The organism is Tropicibacter sp. S64, assembly GCF_049803835.1.
Lineage (GTDB): Bacteria > Pseudomonadota > Alphaproteobacteria > Rhodobacterales > Rhodobacteraceae > Pacificoceanicola.
The window spans coordinates 1-18,469 of sequence record NZ_JBNAGK010000005.1; the positions used below are offsets into that span (position 1 = coordinate 1).

Sequence of the window (18,469 nt, forward strand, 5' to 3'; positions counted from 1 at the left end):
ACCAGCGGCCTCACGCCGCCCATGGCGGACAGCCGCCCGCCGTGGTCTACTTCAACCAGATCGAAACCGACCAGCAGGGGCAGAGAGTAGCTTAAACCACCCCGGAAACTGGCCAAAAGATGGGGAGGAGCTCAGTCCTCGCAATACGTTCTTTCCAAGTGCCGCAGTATATCGGTTTCCTCCATACTCCTACGATACTTGAAGAACGTCGCTGAAGTTTCCCAATCTGCGCAAGTCTTCTTGTGCAACCCTCCGCCGTCTCGATAGTGCAAAGTAAAACGATACGGACAAGGCTCATATACGGCCAATTCTTCTTCCAGCATCGATAGCTGCTGGGCTTGTTTCTCGAATAAGCTTCGGTCGTGTTCCAACTCACTGTTAGTTAGTTTTTGCCAAGTTAAGGAAACTTGTTCTGGTCGTATCACAGCGAGTGAGTGCCCAGCGGCCAGTGCCTCATTTTCCGAGTCAACCAATGCACGTTGAACCAAGCTGCTTTTCTCGGACTGCCGCTGAACTCTGCCTTTGACATCAATTGTATCTTCGTGCACACGGCAGCTTTCTTTCCGTGTGTCATCCCGAGGAGTTTCGTATTGAAACTCGACGATATCCCACCTGCTGAAAGCTTTTTCGCCTGATAGCCTCCGGAACCGGATCGGGAACAAGCGCTTCCAAGTACCGTCTTCTTGCAATCCCGCGCAGCAAACAGTCTCTTGGTGAGACTTACTCGGCTGCGGCGAGGCTTTCACGAGGATGGTAACGCGGGATTTTCCGATCATTCACAAGGTACTTTTCGGGCCTATCAGCAACAAGGTGATAAATCTCAAAACCTTCGGCGGCAGCAGAATCCGCGATATAAGAGCGATGGCAAACATGTGCACAGCGCTCAAAACACAGTATGCAAGTTTTCTTCTTTTGCGCAACCTTCAGCAGATCACGGAACGCAGCCTGAGCGCCATCTCCATTGAAGTGATCCAAGAACACTTTCTCAAACGTGGCCATATCACCGCTCTTGGCAGCATCGCGTCCCGTCTTGGGGTCGCCGAGCTCTCTGTAATGAAGGTACTGGATTTCCCGATCTGCGAGCGCGTCGGATAGCCCACGTTTTGAAAGGCCTTTCTTTCTGGAGAGCGGAAGCTCTCTGACATCCGCAAGCACTTCGATGCCAACGTTCGACAGCGTGTCCAACAGTTGCGAGACGTCCGCGCCTTCGTATCCGATCATATAAAGGTCTGCCATTTTTCCGCCTCGTATGCTTTGCGACTAGAATCACATGCATGTACCTTGCCGCTCAAGTCCTTTCCCGCGTCTTGAGATCATGTGCGACTTATTGGCGTCATTTTGCCTATCGTTTTGCCTCATGCCACCCGGGGCTCCGCCCGTTCGTAGCTTGAAGGCTCCCCCGGAGCCTTCATTCGCCTCCGGCGAAACCGCTACTCACCCCTTCCCCCACCGCAAATCCGGCCGATACCCTCCCGGCACGATCAGCACCGGATCGTCCCGCCAAGGGTCGCGCCCCTGTTCCAGCATCTTCCGCTTCTTCGCCGTCTCCGCCTCGCCGCCGACGCCTTTTCCGTCGAGCAGCCGCTGCGTCTCCTCCGCCGCCTGCACCGCCTTCGCCCTCCGCCAGCGGTGATAGTCGCGCTCCATCTTCATCGCGTGGTTCGTCATGTCCTCGTCGAGGATCGATTCCAGCACCCGCAGTTGGTAAAACGGGATCACCGCACCGACGAATTTGCCATGCCGCGTCAGCCATAGGTGGCCGCCGAATTTCTCGACATATTGCATGGATTTCCCGGCCTCCTCACGAAAGCGTGAGACCGGCATCTTGCGAAAGAAGTACTTCATCTGTCTGGCTCGTGACCCGCGTGGCAAATCTGTACGAAACTCGGCCAGAATCGTACCAAAGCCCAAATCCGGGGCCCCAAGGGGCGATTTCGGAGGGGGCAATCTGTACGAAAAAAGCGTGGTTTTGTACTGACTTTCTGCGTCGAAGCCTGCGCGGGCCAGCATTCGAAGCGGTCAACGCACCGTTCGGTCGTGAAAAACCGCGCCCGGGGCACCCCCTGCGCGGTGTCGCAGCTGTTCGCCCCAAGCACCCTTAACCCTCCGGCGAGCGCGGTCATCTCCGGCGCGGTGAGCGTCGGAAGCTGCGCCCCGTCGGGCATGAGCCTCGACCACGCGCCTGAAATCGGGGGAATTAAGCCCCTTCATGGGCTGAGGAGGATCAGCAAACAATCCGGGGACTGCTTCCCCGTCTTGCATATCGAGGCCGTCCCGCGGTCACCTTGTCCAAACCGGAACGCTGGCACGGTCTGTCAGAAGAAAATATCTTCGACGTCGGCAAGCTCTCTCGGTGCAATGGGACGTCGTGCACCAGACAGTTGGTCGTGCAGCGTACGCTCGTCTTCCATGGTGTAGGAGTCGCGGATTTCGTCGAGGATTGCCAGCGCGGCCGGACTGACAGGCCCGGAAACCAAGGATTGCGCCCCCCGCGCCTTGCCCACGGGTCCGATCTGTCGGACCAGACGGGACAAGTGCTGCCGGATCGGCCCGAGACCGGCAGTCTTGCTGAGTTGGGTCGTGGACTGGGTCTGCGCCAGCGAGGTCATGATCTCTTCGCACTCGACCCGCATGGCTTCCAGCCCGGCGCTGGTCTGCGGATCGGTGGCCTGTGCTGTCGGTGCGGAGAACAGGATCGCGTTCAGTTCCTGAAGCTGAGCAGCCCGCACGATGTCCGTGCTCAGATTCCCGATGGCTCCGGTACTGTCCCGCAGGTGATTTGCCACCTGGGTCATGGCCGCGCCATCGGTGCCGATCTTGCTGGATACCAGCATGGCATTTACCCCGAGAAGGTGCATGCGAGGTTGGAGGTCACCCATGGCGCGCGTCGTTTCCGCCGTCTCCGCATAGGCCTCAGACAGGCTCTCCATCGCAGGTATGATGTGTGTGCGGCGCGCGTCGAGATCTTCGAGACCGGCCATCATGCGGTGCGCCAGCTGCGCGAGGTCGTGGAACACCGCCGTTTCCCGCTGACCCGCAAGAGCATTGATTTCCACGAAGGCAGTCTGACTGGCGGTCGCGATTCTGTCGAGATGGGGCCGGACGCCGTCCAGTCCCGATTTGAGGGCGTCGAAGGCGGCCTGCATCTGCCTCTCTGCCAATGTGGCAATGATCCTGCCGGTCTCGGGTTCCCGGCTCGCCGGATGGTCCAGCATCGCAACCACATGGTCCAGGCGTTGCCGCACCGCGTCGCCACACTGCAGTTGCAGGATGGCGGCTTGCATGGCCTCGTCGAGTGTTCGACACGCCTGGTGCGAGCGGAAGATCGCGCTCTGAAGGTTTGGCAGGCTCGCCAGCAAGTCCAGCAGTTTCGGCAGTTCGGCGCGTTCCTTGTTCAACCGGTGGGCGGCTTCGGTCATGCCCCGGATGCGTCCCGAAACTCCACCGAGTGCCGTTTCCGCACGTGCCAGATCCGCAGCCACTAGTTCTGCGGACTCCTGCGCCTCCGAAATGATGCTCTTGACCCGCGACGCGAACCCGGAAAGCGATTCCGCCCGATTGGCGAGATTCTCGCTCACAACCTTGGCATTCGTGGCGACCATGCTAGCCATGAGCATATTCTGCTTTTGTTGCCGGGTCATGCTGCGCAGGGCGAGTGCATTCTTCTCCAGACGATGGGCCACCTTGTCCAGAAATCCAAACTGGCCTGCGACCGCATCCAGATGTTGCGAGGCCGCGGCGATTGCGGTGTTCAGCCGGGTTCGGCCTTCCGAACCGACCGCCGCCGCAAGGCGTGACATCAACGCCTCGATCCCGTGCACATGCTCCTGTTGGGCAAAGAGCAAAAGGATCGCCGGTTCGAGCACCTGTTCGATGGACAGCGATGCGTGCTGGCATCGCCGCCGCAATTCGGCGCGATCTGTCCGTGGATCCCGGGTCATGCGGGGCGCACCCTGCTCGCAAACCGCGCGATTTCCGATGGCAGCTTGTCCAGCGGCACCTGGCGTTGGGCGCCGCCAAGACGCACGGCTTCACCGGGCATCCCCCAGACGACGGAGCTGGTCTGATCCTGCGCCAGAGTCTCGGCCCCGGCGGTCCTCATCTCGAGCAGGCCCCGTGCGCCATCATCTCCCATCCCGGTCATGATGATCCCGAGCGCAGCCGGCCCCGCCGCCACGGCGGCGGAGCGGAACAGCACATCGACGGAAGGCCGGTGCCGGGCCACGTAGGGGCCGTCGACGATGGAAATGGAATAGCCGGACCCCTGCCGCCGGAGCACTGTGTGGTGATTGCCGGGCGCGATATACACAACGCCGGGCCGTGGCTTGTCGCCGTCGGCGGCCTCGACGACCTTGACAGCGCAGGACTGGTCCAGCCGCCGGGCGAAGGCAGCGGTGAACCGTTCCGGCATATGCTGAACGATCACGACGGGAGGCCCGTCGGCAGGTAGGCGCATCAGCACGGAGGCCAGCGCCTCTGTCCCGCCGGTCGATGCGCCGATCACGACTAGCGACATCAGATTCGGTGGGTAGACGCGTGATTTGCCGGGTGGCGGCAGGATTTCGTCGGCAGTGAATTTCGGCCCCGGGCTGATGGGGGCCGGCTTTGTCCGCGTGGCCATGCGGGACTTGGCAGGCCCCCTCACCTGCGCGGCCGCCCGCACGGCATCGCACAGCAGCATCTGCGCCTCCTGCCGTTCCTGCACCGTCGACAATCTCGGCTTGGCGATCACTTCCGCGGCTCCGATTTCCAGCGCCTTCATCGCGGACTGCGAGCCGGCTTCGGTATGGCTCGAACAAATGACGACCGGAACCGGATGTTGCGCCATGATCTTTGCCAGGAAGGTCAGCCCGTCCATGCGGGGCAACTCAAGATCGAGCAGGATTACGTCGGGGAGTTCCGCGCGCATCTTGGCCGCGGCCTCGAACGGATCCCCGGCTGTACCCATGATCGCGATCCCGTCATCTTCAAGCAGCAGGCGGGAAAAGGCTTGCCTGGCCGACACACTGTCATCGACGATAAGGACTTTGATCTTGGGCATCAGGATTCTCCCTGCTTTTGGAACACGCCCGGCGCCACCTGGTGCAGTCCGCCATGGCGCACCGTCATGGATTCCGAGTGTCCCACGATCAGATATCCGCCGGGGCGAAGATGCGCCGCCGTGGCGCGGATGACGCTTGCCTGCACAGGAGGATCGAAATAGATCAGCACGTTGCGCAAGAATACGGCATCCAGACCCGTTTCTACGGGGTACGGGGTTTCCATCAGGTTGAGATTTCCGAACCGTACACGGGCCCGCAATTCCGGTACGATGCGTCCGACCGGACGGCCATTGCGCTCGCCCGTCATGATGTAACGCTCGCGCAGCTCCTGCGGCACCGGGCGCAATTCCTCCATAGGGTAGACAGCCAGCGTGGCGCGCTCCACGACTCCGTGGGAAATGTCGGTGCCCAGAATCGCCCAATCCAGTTCGGGACGGGTCAGGGCGATGCGGGCCATCAACATGGCGGCTGTCCAGGCCTCCGCACCGGTTGAAGACGCGGCGCTCCACAAGCGGAACCGCGTCTGACGTCCGCGTGCGGCCCGCGCGAGGGCATCGGGCACGATCCGGTTCATCAAAAAGTCGAAATGCGCAGGCTCGCGGAAGAAATCCGTCTTGTTGGTGGTCAGCAGGTCGATGATCGGCACTGTTTCCTGTTCGAGGCCGCCATCCTCGAACAGCCAATGAAGGTAGCTGCGGAAGTCCGCGGCTCCGGCAGCGAGAACGCGCCGGCGCAGCCGCGATTCGATCATGAGATCCTTGGTGGCGGGCAGCTTTATCCCGGTGACGTCGTGCACGAACCGGCGCAACATCACCCGATGGCTGTCGCCGGGCCTTTGCGGTGCCGCATACATCTCAGGCGGCAGCGCGCGCTCGGACCAGCGCTGCCAGGTCTTCCGCGAAGAGACCGTCAACGTCGATCACTGTGACGAACGACTCGTGGCGGCGACCTATCCCCGCAACCATGCGTTCGTTCCAGTGTACCAGGTCGGCCTCCCGCAACGGTCCCTTGTCGGTCCGGTCAAGTTCGGTGACTTCGGTCACGTGATCCACCCGCAGACCCACCGTACGCGGCTCGCCCTCGTGGCTGAGGGCGAGAACGATCAGCCGGGTGTCCGGGCAATCGTCGCGCGCCGGTTGGCCGAGCAGCAGACGAAAATCGACGACCGGCACGGAAACACCCCGCCGGTCGATCAACCCAAGCAGATAGTCCGGAGAACGGGGCAACGGAGCCGCGTCCTGCGCTTCAAGGATTTCCACCACCGGGGCAACCGGCAAGGCAAAGAGAGCTCCGCCAATGCCGAAGGTTACGAAGGTTCCCTGCATGATCGTACCTTTCCGTATTTCCCCGCTGTCCAGCCTCAGGCTGCACCACGCGATTTACGCGAGAATTGGGCGTCCAGCTCGTCTTCGGACACGCTCATGTCGAAGTCGAAGCCAACCGGATTGCGCGGCTTTGTTGCTGGTCGCCTGGCCTGCGCGGACGGACGGTGCGTCGGCATGTCCAGAACAGTATCACCGGTGCGGAAGAACGCGATGGCGCCGCGCAGGGTTTCGGCTTGCGCTGCAAGCTCTTCGGCTGTCGAGGACAATTCTTCGGACGCCGAGGTGTTTTCCTGCGTGACCTTGTCAAGCTGCTGGATCGCGGTGTTCACCTGTGCCGCGCCGGTAGCCAGCTCCTGGCTGGCATTGCTGATCTGGGTGACCAGTTGCGCCGTGCGTTCGATATCCGGAACCAGCCCGTCGAGCATGCGACCCGCATCCTCGGCGGATTTCACTGTCTTGGTCGACAGGCCGGAAATTTCGCCCGCAGCAGTCTGGCTGCGTTCCGCCAGTTTCCTGACTTCAGAGGCGACCACGGCAAAACCGCGACCATGTTCGCCGGCCCGGGCGGCCTCGACTGCCGCATTGAGTGCGAGCAGGTCCGTTTGACGGGCGATTTCCTGAACCACCATGATGCGCTCCGCGATGATCTTCATCGCGTCGACGGCCTCGGTCACCGCCTTGCCACTGGTGCGGGCGTCTTCTGCGGATTTCTGCGCCATGCGTTCCGTTTCGGTCGCGTTTTCGGCGGTTTGACGGATGTTCGCGGTCATTTGCTCCATCGAACTGGAGGCCTCCTCCGTAGAGGAGGCCTGTTCGGTCGCGCCTTGGCTCAGTTGCTCGGATGTCGACGCCATTTCGCCGGCTCCGGCCGCCACGTTGGTCGCGCCTGTTGTAACCTCGCCGACGACACCGCGGAGTTTCTCGACCATGGTGTTGAGATTTCGGATGAGGTCCGTGACTTCGTCGTTTCCGCGAAGGACCTCGGCCTGGCTGACATCCCCTTCCGCGACGCGACGGGCAAGCGCAATCCCGCGGTTCAGCCCGCGCGAAATGCTGATCACGATCCAGGAAGCCGAGATGATTCCAACGAGCAACATGGTGCCGATCAGTGCGATCATCAGGTTTCGGGATGACGCGTAGTTCTCGTTCGAGCGGGCATCAGCGGCTTCCAGACTGTCCTGATTCAGTCTGGACAGGGCTTCGAGGTCTGCGTCCATGCCGGTCCAAATGTCCTGACCTTCCCTGCTGACCAGGCGGTATGCGGCCAGAGTGTCACCGCTATCAGCGATATTGGAGGCGCGATCGTTAATGTCGGAAATCTTGGTCCAGGCTCCATCAATCTCGTCAAGCAACGTTTTGCCCTGCTGTTCGGCCAGCGCGTAGAGCTCATCGTAGGTCTTGCAGGCATCACGCCGCTGCGTTTCCAGTCGTTGGCGGACCAATGTGCGCTGCGTGTCGCTTTGGGCCAGCAGCAATTCACGGATGTCTCGTTGAATGCGCAGCTGCGCTGCGGCGAAATTCTCGGCGAGGCGCACCTTGACCGCTTCGTTCCGGGCAATACCGGTCAGATTGTCGCTCATCGTCCGGAGCGAGGACAGACCCGTGAACATGCCGCCCATGGCAAGGGCGATCAGGACGATGAAGACCCCCGCCAGTTTGAGTTTTATGGTCAGTCGCATGTCTTGGCCTCCGTTTCGGTGGGCTTGCCGGCAATGCCGGGTGTTTCGGTATGGCCGTGTTGGCCTGAAAGGTAATCCGCGAAGATGACCGGCAGGTCCGGGATCGTGACAAACCCATCGCCCCATCTGCCGACCGCGGACACGAAACGCGGAGGCCAGCGGGTACCGACCGGCGGAATGTCCTCCAGCGCGTCGAGTTCGATCCGGGTCACCGCGTAAACGCTGTCGGCGAGGATGCCTACGATGGTGTCCTGCCCGGCCAAGGGCAGTTCGAGCACAAGGATGCGCGGGTCCTCAGCCGCCACGTCACGCGGCATGCGCAGAGGCACCCGGAGATCGGCCAGGGGCACCACGGCACCGCGGACGTTGAGAAGACCCGACACGAATTCGTCAGCTCCAGGCACGCGGGTAATGCGGCTGGGCTCGAGAACCTCGCGCAATTGCGCCGTCGGGACGGCCAGCACCTCGTTGCTGAGTTCGAAGGTCACCAGTTCCCCGTCCGCGATACTTGTTTGGCGAAGAGTTTGCGTCATGCGGCCTCCTTGCCGGTTTCGACGACGGTGCGGCCACGGGTGACCAGTTGCGGCACGTCGAGAATCAACGCAACCGAGCCGTCCCCGAGGATCGTCGCCCCGGAAAAGATCTTGAGGCCCGCATGCAGCGGGGACAGTTGCTTGATGACCGTCTGGTTCGAGCCGATGATCCGGTCGACCACCAGCCCGACGCGGCCATCGCTGCTCGTGACGACGATGACTTTCTGGTGGGGATCGGGCGCATTCTCGCTTTGCAGAAGCGTGCGCAACCGCAGAACCGGAACCAGGTTCTCGCGAATGTCAAGGAAGGCGTTGCCGCTGCGAACCGCCGCGTGGGCTGCGGGCAGTTCGACGATTTCATCGACGGCTGCCAGCGGAATGACGAACCGTTCGCCGCCCACCTCGATCAACAGCCCGTCAATGATTGCCAGCGTCAGCGGCAGGCGCAGGGTAACCGTCGTGCCGTGACCCGGCTCGCTTGCGACCTCGAGAGAGCCGCGCAGTGCCTCGATCGTGCGGTGAACGACATCCATGCCGACGCCCCGACCCGACAGTTCGGTTACGGCCTCAGCGGTCGAAAAGCCGGGCTCGAAGATCAGACGGGCGATCTCTTCCTCGGGGACGTCGGCCGCCGCTGCAATCAGTCCACGTTCCACCGCGCGCTTCAGGATTGCGTCGCGATTCAGGCCGCGGCCGTCGTCGGCAAGCGAAATCAGCACCTCGGCGCCCGAATAGCGTGCGGACAGTCGGATCTGGCCCTTGGCCGCCTTGCCCATGGCGACGCGGTCCTCCTCCGCCTCCAGACCGTGATCCACAACGTTTCGAATGATGTGCATGAGCGGGTCGGTCAGCTGTTCGACCACCGTCTTGTCCAACTCGGTTTCTTCGCCTTCGGTGATGAATTCGATCGGTTTGCCCAACTTGGTGGTCAGGTCGTGCACGAGCCTGCGGAACCGCCCGGTGATGGCTCCGATGGGGGTCATGCGGATCGACATCGTTGTGTCGCGCATGGCGGTGGTCAGGCGCTGGATGTCTTCGGCTACCGTGACGAGGTTCGGGTCTCCCGAATTCGCCGCCAGTTCCAGGAGGCGGGCCTCGGCAATGACCAGTTCACCGACACGGTTCATCATGTCATCCAGCCTCTCCGCCGGGACCCGCATCAACTGACGCTGCGTGTCCGCGGTGCGGCCGGGTACAGGCGTGTCGACTGACTCCGGATCCGCTTCGTGCTGTGCCGGGGGAGAAGCGCACTCGAGTTCCAGCCGCAAACCGTCCTCGTGGAACAGGAAAACTGCCCGGATCTGATCCTCGCTGATCTTCGGGTCGATCTCGCCCTCCCAGCCAAGGTAAAGCCGCATCGGGTCCATCTCGGACAGGGGCGGCAGCTCGTCCAGAACAGGCCGGATGTTGGTAGCGCCCAGTTTGCGAAGCTCGTCGAGGATAAACTCGGGTTTGCCACCCAGATCGAGAGTCCGGGGGTCCATCCAGAACCGGAACCGCAGCGGCACGCGGGCGGGTTCGGTGCCAGCCGTCTGCAACATCTCGGCCAGACGGCCCAGGAGCGCGTCGCCCGGCGCGGTCCCGCCCCCGGCGAGAAGGGCCGCAACGTGATCGGATGCCTCGAGGCTAAGGCCGATCAACGCCGCGTCCAGTTTCACGGAGCCCGCCCGAACCTGTTCGAACGCCGTTTCGAAATCATGCAGGAAGCTGGCGATGTCGTCGCGGCCGAACATCGCGCCGGACCCTTTGAGGGTGTGCAGGTCCCGAAAGACCTTGTTGATGAGCTCCGCGTTCCGAGGCGCATCGCGCAGGGCCAGCAGACCCGCCTCGAGGCTTTCGACCAGGCCCTCGGCCTCAACCCTGAAGACGGTTTCTTCTTCCATCATGCGCCAACGATCCTGCCGACCACGGACAGCAGCTGTTGCTGGTTGAACGGTTTGATGATCCAACCGATCGCCCCTGCCGAGCGGGCTTTCTCCTTGACGGCAGCCTCGCTTTCCGTGGACAGGAACACCACCGGCACCCCCCGGTTCTCCGGTCTGGCCCGGAAAGCCCTGCAAAAGCTGATCCCGTCCATGCGCGGCATGTTCTGATCCGTGATGACCGCGTTGAAACTTGCCCTCTGGCTGGCATCGAGCGCGCTTTGGCCGTCTTCGGCCGTGTCTACCTGATAACCGGCGGCCTTCAGCGTGTTGGAAACCATGAGACGAACTGAAGTCGAGTCGTCCACGACAAGGATGCGATGGGCCATTTGATGTATCCTGTTGGCTTGAAATCAGTTCGAAAGGGGCATGACGGTGTCGAGAGCCAGTGCCGCCCAAAGCCGGGCGACCTCCGGATCGTCGAGGAGCGGCTTCGGAGGGGTCTGACCGGCACGCATGGCTGCCAGCAGCAGCTGAGCTCCGATTACATCTGCCGCGCCTGGCTCCGGCCAGATGGGAGGCTGCGACAGCAGTCCGTCCCTGACCTTTTCGATGTCGGATATCGTCAAATGGAGCGATTGCTCGATCTCTGACATTTCGGTCCCCACAGTTCCGGAAGCGATAGCGACTCTGTCATAGGGGATCGCATTAACGGTGACCTAACAGAGCTCTCAAATATACAGGTGCGCAGCTTGCATGCGGGCTGTCCGCCGGTGCTGAGGATCTCGAATCATGTCCGCGTGACCGGACCACAGTCCGGAGCAACCCTGCGCTGACTGCATTGGAGTGGCGTGTCAGAATCATCAAAGCCTGCGACGACAGAGACGGCGGTGACGGCGCCGACACGTGGTGCCATCATTATAAGACATGGGGTCTCATTTATCTTGGCAACGGCCCCGATGCGGCTGACCAAAGCCGCTATTGCTGTCAGGATGTCTCGCCTTGCGCCTGCCGCGGTTTGATGCCGCTCCTCTGATGGCATTTACTGCAGCAAAGAAAACGCACTATGGGCGAGACGAAAACGTATGAATTCCGCAAACATGCGGTGCGAATGGCACTGACCAGCAGGCCAAAACGGCGGCAGGTTGCGGATGATTTGGGCGTCGAGCCGTCGCCTCTGACCAATTGGGAGAAAGCGCTGCGCCACAGGGATTTGGTATCATCCGACGATCGCGCGCTTGCGCGGAAAACCGAACGGCTTTGACGTGAGAACCACATTCTCCAGAAGGAGCGAGACATCCACCAATTCCGTACAGGGCTGCAGCCCACCTGTCCGCGGTGGTCTTCTCCCCGGAATCCGGTTCGGTGACCCCCGACGACCGCCAGCAGAACGCGCTTAGGGTCATCACGGCGTTGGTTCAGCGCGGGACGAAGATCACCGGCGGCGCCGGCGACGTGATCGGCACCTTCGGCAGCGTCATCACGATCCAGCTCCTGCGCAAGGCTCTGGGCCACATCGGGGCACGGGCAAAACCGCCGGGACAACATGACACTACCGCAGGTTGACGACCCGACCGGCGGACCTTGCATGGCAGAGAGCGCCAAAGTGGCGATCTTCGATCAGTACCGCGACCGGCTGGACATCCGCACGCCGGGCTGGAAGCAGAAGGTCGGCACCCTGTCGGGCGGCAAAAGGCAGAAGATCGTCATCGGCAAATGGCTGCCCACGCACCCCGAGGGACTGATCGTGGCGGAACCGACGCGCGGCACGGACGTGGGCTCGAAATCCGAGATCCTCAAACTGCCGCGGGACCAAGTGGCGGCCGGGCGGCCTGACATATGGGCCGCCCCACCTGATCGCGCACCCGTCATCGTGCCCTGATCCGCGAATCCGGGGAAGACCCATAGGTCGAAATCTGCTACGCTCCGGTTTCGTCTGCGACAGGAAACAGGGGGACTAGAACGATGTCCGGAACCAAGGGGCACAGCGGTTGCCAGGCCGTTTGCTGGATTTTGAGCGGGATGGTGGGGGTCGGACTGGCTGTCGTGGCCGGTCCGTTCATCGGCGGACTGTTTGCGGCGGCGCTTGGCGTGATCGTCGTCATCGCCTGCGGCGCATTCCTGCAGCGGCATATCTGCGGGCTGGCGCTGGATGACTGGGGACCGTTCGAGGGACTCAAGGGTGTACCCGGTTGGGACGCCAACCCGCCATTTGATCCTCCCGCCCGACGACCGGAACCGACGCCGACCAAAGAGCCGGAACCGTCGGTTGGCATCTCGTCCACCCTGCTGGCCGGAGAAGAGGCGCTGGCGGCAACGAAAGGCAGTTGGCGCTACGAGGGATAGACCGCCTCACACCCGCTCGGCAGAGACCAACCCGGTCAGATGCGCGAGGTTCTTCAGCCCGATGCGCAGATGCGCCATCGGGCGGGCGTGAACCAGCTTCTTGTTCATGTAGGCTTCGAAGGTCAGGCGCTGCACGTCGATGTCATGACAGAGCGAGACGAACCGTTCGCGGCGGTCGTCGGAGCGGTAATAGGCGTTCTGCATGGAGGCCAGCACCCGGAACACCGTCTTGTGCTCCCGCATGAACAACCGGCGGGCCAGCCGCAGGTCGCGCACCCGGCCCGAGGCAAGGCAGGCCGCCGCCGCCGTTGCCGCCACGCGGCCCCCGACCATGGCGTAATAGATGCCTTCGCCTGAACTCGGCGCAACCACCCCCGCCGCATCCCCGGCCAGCACCACGTCGCGACCATTGTCCCAACGGTCCAGCGGTTTCAGGGGGATGGGTGCCCCCTCGCGCCGGAACGTCTCGCACTCCGCCATGCCGCTGGACTGCCGCAGCGCCGCGGTGGCCTGTTTCAGATCGACCGCCCGGACCATGGAGCCCATGCCGACACTGGCGTGCCTGCCGTGGGGGAAGACCCAGCCGTAGAAATCCGGCGAAATGCGCCCGTCGTAAACCACATCGCAGCGGTCCGGATCATATGCGCCCCCCGCAGGCGGCGCGGCGACGATCTCGTGGTAGGCCATGACATAGGGAATGGTATCGCCACCCGGCACCTCGGCCCGGGCGACACCGGAACGGGCCCCGTCGGCACCGATGATGAGCCGTGTGCTTAGTGGGGTCTCGTCACCTGTTGCCTTGTCGCGGTAGATCACCCGTCTCCCGCTTCGACCCCGCTCCACCCGCAGGAAGGTGCCGGTCAGCCGCGTGGCCCCGGCGCTTTCGGCGCGCTCCCGCAGGAAAGCATCGAAAACCTCCCGGTCCACCATGCCGACGAAACCGTTCTCGATGGGGATGTCCACCTTGCGCCCGGTCGGCGAGATCATCCGTGCGGTGGTGATCCGCGCCACCAGCAGATCATCGGGAATGGCGAAATCCGCGATCAGCCGGGGCGGGATGGCCCCGCCGCAGGGCTTGATCCGGCCTTCCCGGTCGAGCAGCGCGACCTTGTGCCCGGACCGTGCCAGATCCTCTGCGGCCGTCGCTCCGGACGGCCCTCCCCCGACAACGACAACATCAAACATCCGCATTGCTCACTCCCCCGCCACCATGACTGACTGCGGCGCGATGCGGCGTGCACCGATCACGCGCAGCGCCATCAGTCCGGCCAAACCGAACAATCCCGCCTCGGCAACGAAGACCACCCCGAAGGCGGTCGCATCCGCCGCCACCACATGTCGCATCAGATCGACCGAGGCCGCGCCGAGGAGGCCGCCGAATCCCGCCGCCAAAGCCTGCGCAGCGCCCCAGAGCCCCATGCGCGTGCCTTCCCTGCGGGCCTGCCCCTCTCCGGCCAGCGCCATCATCGCACCGATGGCAGCGACGGCGAACATGCCGTTGCAGAACCCGAGCACGACCACGGCAGGCGTCAGCGCTTGCGGCGCGGTGCCGCTGAGCGCGGGCAGGCCGGCAATCATCATCAACGCGGCCGCCGAACCAAGACATCCGGCCACGACCCAACCCCGCAGGCTGCCGATCCGAAGCCCGGTCGCCGCACTGCCCACCGTCAGCATGCCAAGGAACACGCCGCCATTCTGCGCCCCGCTGAGCGCGGTCGACTGGCCCGGCGTCAGGCCGAAGACCAGGCCGGCGTAGGGTTCGAGGATCAATTCCTGCATGAAATAGGCGACCATCGAGAGCAGCACGAAAATCGTGAAATGCCGCGCATCCGCATCGGCCCAGACCTCGCGCAGCCCGTCGCGGAACCTCTGGCGCGTATCCGGCACGGCGACCGGTGACAGGCGGCGTTCGATGCCGAAAACCGCCAGCACCGTCAACAGTACCGCCCCGAGGCAGACCAACGCCACGATCCGCAGCAGGAGCGCCGGACTGTACGGGTCCAGCATCGCGCCGACGACACCGGCGGTTACCGCAATCCCGGCGATCATCATCAGCCAGGTGATCGTCGCCGCCGCCGCCCTCCGGCGCGGTTCGGTGGCGCTGGCCAGCAAGGCAAGCAGCGAGGTGCCAGACGCGCCCACCCCCAGACCGATCAGGGCGTAGGACAAGACGGACAGGAGCAGCGCCCCGGTCGCATGGCCCGGAAACAACGCGACGCCGACCGCCGCTCCCATCGCGCCCAGCCCCAGCATCACCATTCCGCCGATGATCCAGCGCGTGCGGTGCCCTCCGGTATCCGACAGGAAGCCCCACTTCGGGCGGCTGATCTGGATGCCGTAGTGCAGCGCTACCAGAAAGCCGGGCAGCACCGCGGGCAAGGCCAGTTCCACCACCATCAGCCGGTTCAGCGTCGAGGTGGTCAGCACGACAATCGCGCCAAGCGCCATCTGCACCAACCCCAGCCGGACAATCGAAACCCATCCCAACGTCATGGCAGTCCTCCCATCGTCCGCAGGGCGAAAGCCGTGACCATCATCCCTGCGACATACATCGTGACCCCGGTGGCGTTGTACCACGGGGCCCTGTCCTTCGGATTGCGCAGCAGCACCTGCATGGCCTTCACCTGTCCGGCCAGCAGCACGGCCACCGCAAGCGCATGAAACGGACGGTCCCAGAGGGCGAGGCAGCCGATCACCGCCACCTGCGGCACTGCCATCACAATACAGGCCACCCGCGCCGCGCGGTCCGGACCGAGGGTGACGGGCAACGAGTTCACGCCCGTCAGGCGATCCCCGTGCAATGCCTTGAAATCGTTGAGGGTCATGATCCCGTGCGCGCCCAGCGCATAGAGCAGGCCCAGCGCGATCACCGGCCAGGACGGCAGGCCGCCACTCAGCACCGCCGCGCCGGTGAACCAGGGCAGGCCCTCATAACACAGTCCGACCAGTCCCGGCCCCCAGATCCCGGAGCGTTTCAGCCGCACCGGCTCGGCGGAATAGGCCCAGGCGGCCAAGATGCCCACAACCGTCGCGCCAAAGCCCCAAGGTCCGAGCAACGCACCGAAGGCCAGCGCAAGCGCGCTCATGGCCAGTGCGATCCACAGGCCCCAGTAACCGGGAACCTGCCCGGAAGGGATCGGGCGGTGGGGTTCGTTGATGGCGTCGACGTGCCGGTCGCACCAGTCGTTGGCGGCCTGGCTCATGGCGCAGACGATCGGCCCCGCCAGAACCATGCCCGCAAGGACCAGCCACGGCGCCTCGGCAAACGATTCCCCGGACGCCACAGCACCGCAGAGATAGGCCCAGACCGGCGGAAACCATGTGATCGGTTTCAGCAGGGTCAACACGGCACGGGGGCGCGGCGTGCGTCGGGCAGACTGTATGTCTAACGTGACACTCATGATGTCAATTAAACTATACAATCATCCTTGCGCATAGTGCTATTTTCGGGAAACCGCCGTGTGGCGGGTCAATCGCTGTCGGACTCTTCGATGAACCCATGCTTGCGCAGCTTCACGTAAAGGCTCTGGCGGGACAGGCCGAGCATCTCCGCCGTCGCGACCCGGTTGTTCCCGGTCAGTTGCAGCGCGGTTTCGATGCACATCTTCTCGACCACATCGGATGTTGCCGAGACCAGTTCCTTGAGGGAGGTGGTTCCGACAAGGTCCATCATGTGCTTCATCGCGTCTTCGCTGATGACCACCGGACCGCCCTCCGCGTCCAGCGCCTCTCGCCGGGTCACGTCGCGGATGATCATGCCGTAGCCCTGCACGCCGCTGCCCTGCCGCAGACGCACGGCGGAGATGTCCACCGTTGTGCGGGTACCCACCGGGCTGATCATATTGGTGCCATAGCTGCGCAGGCGCGTGTCCTGATCGGCGGCTTCGCAGATCAGCTTCAGGTCGATAGCGCCGCGGGTCAGGAAGTCGGCGAAAGGCCGGTCCCGCACGTTGCGCAGCTGTGCCGCGTCCACCATGATCAGGAAGGCCTCGTTGGCCTCGCGGATCACGCCCTTCGTATCGGTCATGACGATGGCATCGGTGCTCTTGGCAAAGAGCTCCCCCATGAACCAGGTGGCGGCATCTTCCTCGCCGCCGGCCTCATCGTCGATGATGCGGCAAATGATGACCAATTCGCTGGCGGCCCTGAAGTATCGCGGGAACAGGGTCAGGCTGCGGCCATTGCGCCGACAGATGACGGCAACGCCGCGCCCGGCTTCGCTTGCTGCAGCGGCCTGCAGCGCATCGCCCAGTTCCTCGCGGCGCCGGCCTTCGAAACACTGTGCGAACACCGTCCCGCTCAGCGATTGCGCCAGCGTACCCAGAAGGGTCGAGGCCGCGCCGTTCAATTCGCGAATACGGCCCTGCTTGGGGTCGATCAGCACCAACGGCGTTTCCGAAGTGTCGAGGACAACGCGGAAATAGGCCTCCTCGGCCCGCAGTTTCTGATAATCCCGCTCTCGCGCCAATTGCTCGCTGACGAGGCTGCGCTGCAGTTCTGCAATCGCCTGCATGTCGCGCCCGAGAAGCAGGAAACCCCCATCCGGCAGCTTGTGCACCGAATAGGCCACGGGAAAGTCCCAGGTCGCATTGTCGACGTGATTGAGTTCCATGCGGGCCGGAAGACCGCTCGTGTCCTCACGCAGCACCGCAATTCGATCCTGGAACTTCTGACGGCTTTCATCGGCGAGAAACCCGGCAAACGGCCGCCCGGCCCAATGGTCGAGGCACCCGAGCGATCCTGCAGCGGGATTGACGGCGATGGCAAGGATCGTCAGATCCGTATCAAGCGACAGCGTAATGTCCGCCGCATGCTCGATGAGATCGGGCAGAACGGATGTGTCCGGGAAATTCCCCGTCCTGAGCCAGGCCGAATTTTCACCTTGCCTTGTCAATACCATCTCCTCGGCGGGCCAGGGGTTCCCTAGCAGATCTCAGGAGAACCCACCCGAGTTGAAAGGGTTGCAAGACCGCAATAGGAAACTGCCTCACGCGCCGTCGTGACGGCATAGTCCGCTCCGCACCGCTGCGCAACATTATTTGCAACGCTGACGATCCGGCCACCGACGACGATGGGCGGTAGAACCTCGATCGTTTCCCTCAAAGCGGCGATCAGTTCCGACGCCTTGTCCAGCGACTCGGCTGTCGCGATCGACAGTCCGATCATCGAAAACGGTGCGGCATGGATCGCCGCGCGCAACTCTTGCGCGTTGAGGCCGATGGCCATATGGACCCAGACCCCGTGCCGCCGAAGCTGATCCGCCGCAGCAAAGCCGCCGAGGGAATGGGTCTCGAAACTGGGCACGATCATGAGCGCCGACTGCCCCAGCGGAATGGAGCGCGTCGGCCATCCCTGCCCGCCGATCCCGGCATGATCGCGGTACAGACGTTGCAGCCGCGCAGCACCGACGGTGACGCCGACAAAACTCGCGCTATCGTTGAGCCAGAATTCACCAAGACGCTGCGCCGCTTCCGGGATGTAGGATTGCAGGATATCGTCCTGACGGATGCCATTGGAAACCATGGCGCTGATGACGGACTGGTGCGACGTCTCGGATTCCGAGACCAGCGCATCACAGAGCCGCCCGATCCATTCGTCCCGTGTACGGGGCTGCTGGCGGTTGCGGTCAGACGCAACTTTCCGCACGGCAGACTCCACCAACAGCCGAAGGGACAAATCCCG

The 18,469-nt window shown here is 63.2% G+C and carries 19 protein-coding genes and 1 pseudogene; 4 read left to right on the top strand and 16 right to left on the bottom strand.

The features are described from left to right. Nucleotides 1-720 precede the first annotated feature (720 nt). The 11 genes from ACP159_RS09130 to ACP159_RS09180 all read right to left on the bottom strand — a co-directional run bounded on the left by ACP159_RS09130 (nt 721) and on the right by ACP159_RS09180 (nt 11,097). Nucleotides 721-1,236 carry a DUF488 family protein gene (locus ACP159_RS09130; RefSeq protein ID WP_425099368.1) on the bottom strand — a complete coding sequence of 172 codons (516 nt, stop codon included), beginning with the start codon at nt 1,234-1,236 and terminating at the stop codon, nt 721-723. A 198-nt stretch (nt 1,237-1,434) separates the two neighbouring features. Then, nucleotides 1,435-1,845, bottom strand: a complete 411-nt coding sequence (locus ACP159_RS09135; RefSeq protein WP_425099369.1) for a hypothetical protein — start codon at nt 1,843-1,845, stop codon at nt 1,435-1,437. A gap of 470 nt (nt 1,846-2,315) precedes the next feature. After that, nucleotides 2,316-3,941 (bottom strand): hypothetical protein, encoded by a 1,626-nt coding sequence (locus ACP159_RS09140; RefSeq protein ID WP_425099370.1) that lies wholly within the window; start codon nt 3,939-3,941, stop codon nt 2,316-2,318. After that, nucleotides 3,938-5,041: a protein-glutamate methylesterase/protein-glutamine glutaminase gene (locus tag ACP159_RS09145; RefSeq protein WP_425099371.1), complete on the bottom strand. Its 1,104-nt coding sequence runs from the start codon at nt 5,039-5,041 to the stop codon at nt 3,938-3,940. The genes ACP159_RS09140 and ACP159_RS09145 overlap by 4 nt, the downstream gene beginning before the upstream one ends. Continuing rightward, complete coding sequence (locus tag ACP159_RS09150) at nt 5,041-5,895, bottom strand: CheR family methyltransferase (RefSeq protein ID WP_425099372.1); 855 nt, start codon at nt 5,893-5,895, stop codon at nt 5,041-5,043. The genes ACP159_RS09145 and ACP159_RS09150 overlap by 1 nt, the downstream gene beginning before the upstream one ends. A gap of 1 nt (nt 5,896) precedes the next feature. After that, nucleotides 5,897-6,367, bottom strand: coding sequence for a chemotaxis protein CheW (locus tag ACP159_RS09155; RefSeq protein ID WP_425099373.1), 471 nt, complete (start codon nt 6,365-6,367; stop codon nt 5,897-5,899). Nucleotides 6,368-6,402: 35 nt separating this feature from the next. Beyond that, nucleotides 6,403-8,046 (bottom strand): methyl-accepting chemotaxis protein, encoded by a 1,644-nt coding sequence (locus ACP159_RS09160; RefSeq protein ID WP_425099374.1) that lies wholly within the window; start codon nt 8,044-8,046, stop codon nt 6,403-6,405. Continuing rightward, on the bottom strand, nt 8,037-8,579 hold the full coding sequence (locus ACP159_RS09165) for a chemotaxis protein CheW (RefSeq protein WP_425099375.1): 543 nt from the start codon (nt 8,577-8,579) through the stop codon (nt 8,037-8,039). The genes ACP159_RS09160 and ACP159_RS09165 overlap by 10 nt, the downstream gene beginning before the upstream one ends. Then, nucleotides 8,576-10,465, bottom strand: coding sequence for a chemotaxis protein CheA (locus tag ACP159_RS09170; RefSeq protein WP_425099376.1), 1,890 nt, complete (start codon nt 10,463-10,465; stop codon nt 8,576-8,578). The genes ACP159_RS09165 and ACP159_RS09170 overlap by 4 nt, the downstream gene beginning before the upstream one ends. Beyond that, a complete protein-coding gene (locus ACP159_RS09175; RefSeq protein ID WP_425099377.1) occupies nt 10,462-10,830 on the bottom strand; it encodes a response regulator in 369 nt (122 codons plus the stop codon). Before ACP159_RS09175 ends, ACP159_RS09170 begins: the two co-directional genes overlap by 4 nt. Before the next feature lie 24 nt (nt 10,831-10,854). Further along, on the bottom strand, nt 10,855-11,097 hold the full coding sequence (locus ACP159_RS09180; RefSeq protein WP_425099378.1) for a hypothetical protein: 243 nt from the start codon (nt 11,095-11,097) through the stop codon (nt 10,855-10,857). A 410-nt stretch (nt 11,098-11,507) separates the two neighbouring features. Between ACP159_RS09180 and ACP159_RS09185 the strand changes: the two genes are divergently transcribed. The 4 genes and pseudogenes from ACP159_RS09185 (at nt 11,508) to ACP159_RS09200 (ending at nt 12,787) form a co-directional block, all read left to right on the top strand. After that, a complete protein-coding gene (locus tag ACP159_RS09185; RefSeq protein ID WP_425099379.1) occupies nt 11,508-11,705 on the top strand; it encodes a transposase in 198 nt (65 codons plus the stop codon). 59 nt (nt 11,706-11,764) lie between these two features. Continuing rightward, nucleotides 11,765-11,965 (top strand): annotated as a pseudogene (locus ACP159_RS09190) (ABC transporter permease); the annotation flags it as partial. 64 nt (nt 11,966-12,029) lie between these two features. Then, nucleotides 12,030-12,323, top strand: a complete 294-nt coding sequence (locus ACP159_RS09195; RefSeq protein ID WP_425099380.1) for a hypothetical protein — start codon at nt 12,030-12,032, stop codon at nt 12,321-12,323. A gap of 83 nt (nt 12,324-12,406) precedes the next feature. Further along, complete coding sequence (locus tag ACP159_RS09200) at nt 12,407-12,787, top strand: hypothetical protein (protein ID WP_425099381.1); 381 nt, start codon at nt 12,407-12,409, stop codon at nt 12,785-12,787. 6 nt (nt 12,788-12,793) lie between these two features. Here ACP159_RS09200 and ACP159_RS09205 read toward each other — a convergent pair whose 3' ends face one another. The 5 genes from ACP159_RS09205 to ACP159_RS09225 form a co-directional block, all read right to left on the bottom strand. After that, nucleotides 12,794-13,972: a geranylgeranyl diphosphate reductase gene (locus tag ACP159_RS09205; protein WP_425099673.1), complete on the bottom strand. Its 1,179-nt coding sequence runs from the start codon at nt 13,970-13,972 to the stop codon at nt 12,794-12,796. 9 nt (nt 13,973-13,981) lie between these two features. Continuing rightward, the gene (locus ACP159_RS09210) at nt 13,982-15,280 is read right to left on the bottom strand and encodes a BCD family MFS transporter (RefSeq protein WP_425099382.1); all 1,299 of its coding nucleotides are present in this window, start codon (nt 15,278-15,280) and stop codon (nt 13,982-13,984) included. After that, complete coding sequence (chlG, locus tag ACP159_RS09215; protein ID WP_425099383.1) at nt 15,277-16,188, bottom strand: chlorophyll synthase ChlG; 912 nt, start codon at nt 16,186-16,188, stop codon at nt 15,277-15,279. Before chlG ends, ACP159_RS09210 begins: the two co-directional genes overlap by 4 nt. 68 nt (nt 16,189-16,256) lie before the next feature. After that, nucleotides 16,257-17,687, bottom strand: a complete 1,431-nt coding sequence (gene ppsR, locus ACP159_RS09220; RefSeq protein WP_425099384.1) for a transcriptional regulator PpsR — start codon at nt 17,685-17,687, stop codon at nt 16,257-16,259. Nucleotides 17,688-17,710: 23 nt separating this feature from the next. Further along, nucleotides 17,711-18,433 (bottom strand): cobalamin B12-binding domain-containing protein, encoded by a 723-nt coding sequence (locus tag ACP159_RS09225; RefSeq protein ID WP_425099385.1) that lies wholly within the window; start codon nt 18,431-18,433, stop codon nt 17,711-17,713. Nucleotides 18,434-18,469 lie beyond the last annotated feature (36 nt).